The 3,113-nt window shown below is 70.3% G+C and carries 3 protein-coding genes and 1 pseudogene; 1 reads left to right on the forward strand and 3 read right to left on the reverse strand.

What is annotated here, in order from left to right:
- Window positions 1-467: pseudogene (locus AC27VN_RS37110) on the forward strand (hypothetical protein); the annotation flags it as partial.
- Between the two features lie 20 nt (window positions 468-487).
- Here the strand turns inward: AC27VN_RS37110 and AC27VN_RS37115 are convergent.
- From AC27VN_RS37115 to AC27VN_RS37125, 3 genes are all read right to left on the reverse strand, one after another.
- A complete protein-coding gene (locus AC27VN_RS37115; RefSeq protein WP_296786263.1) occupies window positions 488-1,507 on the reverse strand; it encodes a GntR family transcriptional regulator in 1,020 nt (339 codons plus the stop codon).
- Window positions 1,508-1,557: 50 nt separating this feature from the next.
- Window positions 1,558-2,745, reverse strand: a complete 1,188-nt coding sequence (locus tag AC27VN_RS37120; RefSeq protein ID WP_093346868.1) for an ABC transporter substrate-binding protein — start codon at window positions 2,743-2,745, stop codon at window positions 1,558-1,560.
- A 2-nt stretch (window positions 2,746-2,747) separates the two neighbouring features.
- Window positions 2,748-3,113, reverse strand: a 366-nt coding sequence (locus AC27VN_RS37125; RefSeq protein ID WP_490879880.1) for a GTP-binding protein, incomplete at its 5' end; no start/stop codon positions are given.

Here is a 3,113-nt window from a genome sequence, read left to right on the forward strand (position 1 = left end):
CGCTCTCGGCGCTCGACGACCTGCCCGCCTGCGGGCGCCGCGTGCTGATCGTCGACGACAACGGCGACTACCTGCCGCTGGGCCTGGCGCGGCTGCTGAGCTCCGCCGGCCGCGAGGTCACGGTGGTCGGCGCCGACGCGATGCTCGGCCGCAAGCTCGAGCCCACGCTCGACTGGCCCTGGCTGATGCCGCGCGTGGCCGCGGCCGGCGTGGCGCTGCGCGCCTCGACCACGGTCGAGCGTATCGAGCCGGGCCGCGTAGTGCTGCGCGGCACGCTGGGCGGCGCGAGCGAGACGCTGGCGGTCGACACGGTCGTGCTGTCGATGCTGCGCGAGAGCGAGGACGGGCTCTACCGCCAGTTGAAGGCACGCGGCCTGGCGGTGCGCCGCATCGGCGACTGCGTGGCGCCGCGCGAGGTGGACGACGCGGTGCTCGAGGGCTTCAGGGAGGCGCAGGCGATCGGCTGAGGCCGGGCCATGGCCCGTGCTCAGGCAATGCGCACGAGGTAGGCCGGCAACGGCGGCTCGGGCAGCACGGCCAGCACCTTGAGCTGCTGCTGCGTGCGCTTGCGCGCGGCCTGCAGGTGCGCCGCGAGCGCCTCGGCCGCCTGCGCGTAGCGGCCCTCGCACAGGTGCTCGACGATCTGCCGGTACTCGTCGATCAGCGCGGGATGCACCGGCTGGTGGAACATGCGGCAGAAGGTCTGATGAACGATCAGCGGCATCTGGCATTGCCGCAGGATGCCGAGCATCTTGGTGTTGGGGTGGTGCGCCAGGCACGCGTCGTGGATCTGGCTTTCGATGCGCAGCAGCTCTTCCGTGTCGACGGCCGCGGGATCGCGCAGCACCTCGCGCAGGCCCGACAGGAACTGCGCATCGAGCTTCGGCGCGCTCTCGAGCAGCGCGGCCGGCGCCAGCAGCAGCCGGACCTCGAAGTCCTGCGCCATGGCGCGCGCCGTCAGCGGGCCGGCGCGCCAGGCCGCATAGGCGCTCTTCTCGACCAGGCCGCGGTCGACCAGCCGGCTCAGCACCTCGCGCAGCGCGCCGCGGTTCACGCTGAAATGCTGCATGGCCTGCGCTTCGTCGATGCGGAAGTGGCCGAACACGATGGCGGCCGAGATCGACTGCTCGAACTCGCTGTAGATGCGCTCGCTCTCGGAGGGGATGTAGATGGTCGCGTCCTGCGCATCCTGCCCGAGCGAGGCCTCGTCGATCGGCAGCCGCAGCGGCTCCACCTGCTGGCCGCGCGGCGCGACCATGTAGCCGCGGCCCATGAACTTCTGCAGCAGGCCTTCTTCATGGAGCAGGTGGAAGGCCTTGCGCACCGGCACGCGGCTGGTGCCGAACACGTCGGCGACCGGTCCTTCGAGCAGCACCAGCCCGGGCACGATGCGCCGGTCGACGATGGCCTGGCGCAGCCGGTGGCGGATCAGTTCGTAGCGCAGCTTCCGTTCGCCAGCTTCGGTGCTTTCCTCGGCCGACGCGGGGTCGGAGGCTGGCGGACTCATGGTCTTCTCATCGCTGTCGTGCAGTCGCGTCTCGGGGTCTCAACAGGGGTTCAGCCGCTGCGCAGGAACTCGGTCCATTTGCGCACCAGGTAGTTGTGCTCGTCCATGACGGTGTTCCACACGGCCACGTCGCTCATGCGCTGCGCATAGGAGCCGCCGTCGCGCACGCTGCCTTGGCGGATCAGGATGGTACCGTCAGTTCCCGGCAGGTCCTCGGCCGCCGGCAGCCCCGCGTACCAATAGCCCCATTCGGCCGCACTCAGGTGCGCGCGCGTGCGCAGCGGGTTCGAGATGTAGAAGCCCTGCCGCGCCATCACCGCGCCGGCCCAGCCCGAATGCCACCAGTTCAGGTAGCGGTAGGCCGCGTCGAGCTTGGGTCCCTGCGCGCGCCGCGCGATGCCCAGGCCGCCGTACCAGGCCCGATAGCCTTCGCGCGGACGCGCCAGCCGGTAGGCCAGGCCGGCCTGCTCGTACTGCGCGATGGCGGGCGACCAGTTGCTCTGGATCGCGACGCGCGCATCGATCATCATGCGCGCGGCATCGGCGTAGTTGCCCCAGAAGCCGCGGAACAGGCCGGCCTTCTTCTTGGCCATCAGCAGCGCGATCATCCGGTCGACCTCCTCGATCTCGAGGTTGCTGATGTCGCCGAACGCCATCTCGCCGCTCGCGCGCAGCGCCAGCACGGCGTCGAGCGCGCCGATCGCGGCATCGGCCTGCAGCGCCACGCGGCCATTGCAGGCCGGCGACACCAGCCACGACCAGCTCTCCTCGGTGCCGAACAGCGACGGGATCTCGGCCGGCAGGTAGACGAAGCTGTCGGCGTTGTGCGTGAGCGGCAGCATGCTGATCTGCGCGCTCGGCGCGTCGCCCACGCTGCCGTCGGGCTGAACGTAGAGGCGCGTCACGGGATTGCAGCCCTGCCCGTAGCGCGCGTCCGGCGCGATCCGCCCGGTCTTGGGCAGGGCATTGACCTCGGACCAGTGCTCGATCCGGTCCAGCTCGATGGGCTGCAGCGCGCCGGCCGGCCAGAGGTAGTCGATGCTGTGGAACCACTGGTCGTAGACGTCGAAGCTGCCCTGCTCGATCACGGCCTGGCGCTGCGCGTCGAAGCCGTCGAGCACCTCGAAGTGGATGCGCAGGCCGAGGTCCGACATGGCGCGCTTGCGCACGGCTTCCGTGAGCGTGACCGACGTGCCCAGCACGCGCAGCTCGGTTCTCTTCGATGCCAGGGCGGCCATGGCTACGCTTTCGAGGTGAGAGGATTCGGCCCGGCTTCCCGCGGCGCGTAGAAGCGTTCGAAGGCTTCCCACGAAGCGCGCACGTCCGCCTCGGACAGGCCCTGCACGATGAAGACCAGGCGCGAGCGCCGGTCGTCGTCGGGCCAGTCGGCCAGGTGTTCGGGCGGGTGCATCAGGTGCCCGATCCCGTGCAGCACCGTGGGTTGCCCGTGCGCGAAACCGTCGGCCGCGATGCCCAGCAAGCCCTTGATGCGCAGCAATCGATCGCCATGACGATGCACCAGCAGCGTGAGCCAGAGAGTGAGGGTGAACCATTCTAGGGGCCGCTCGAACACCAGGCAGAACGAACGCGCGCCCGTGCCGGCCAG

The sequence above is a fragment of the Variovorax sp. 20P10.2.4 genome (assembly GCF_058244205.1).

Excerpts from the sequence above, each read along its gene's own strand:
- AC27VN_RS37120 (WP_093346868.1), bottom strand. The coding sequence starts at position 2,745 with ATGGCCGCCCTGGCATCGAAGAGAACCGAGCTGCGCGTGCTGGGCACG.
- AC27VN_RS37115 (WP_296786263.1), bottom strand. The coding sequence starts at position 1,507 with ATGAGTCCGCCAGCCTCCGACCCCGCGTCGGCCGAGGAAAGCACCGAA.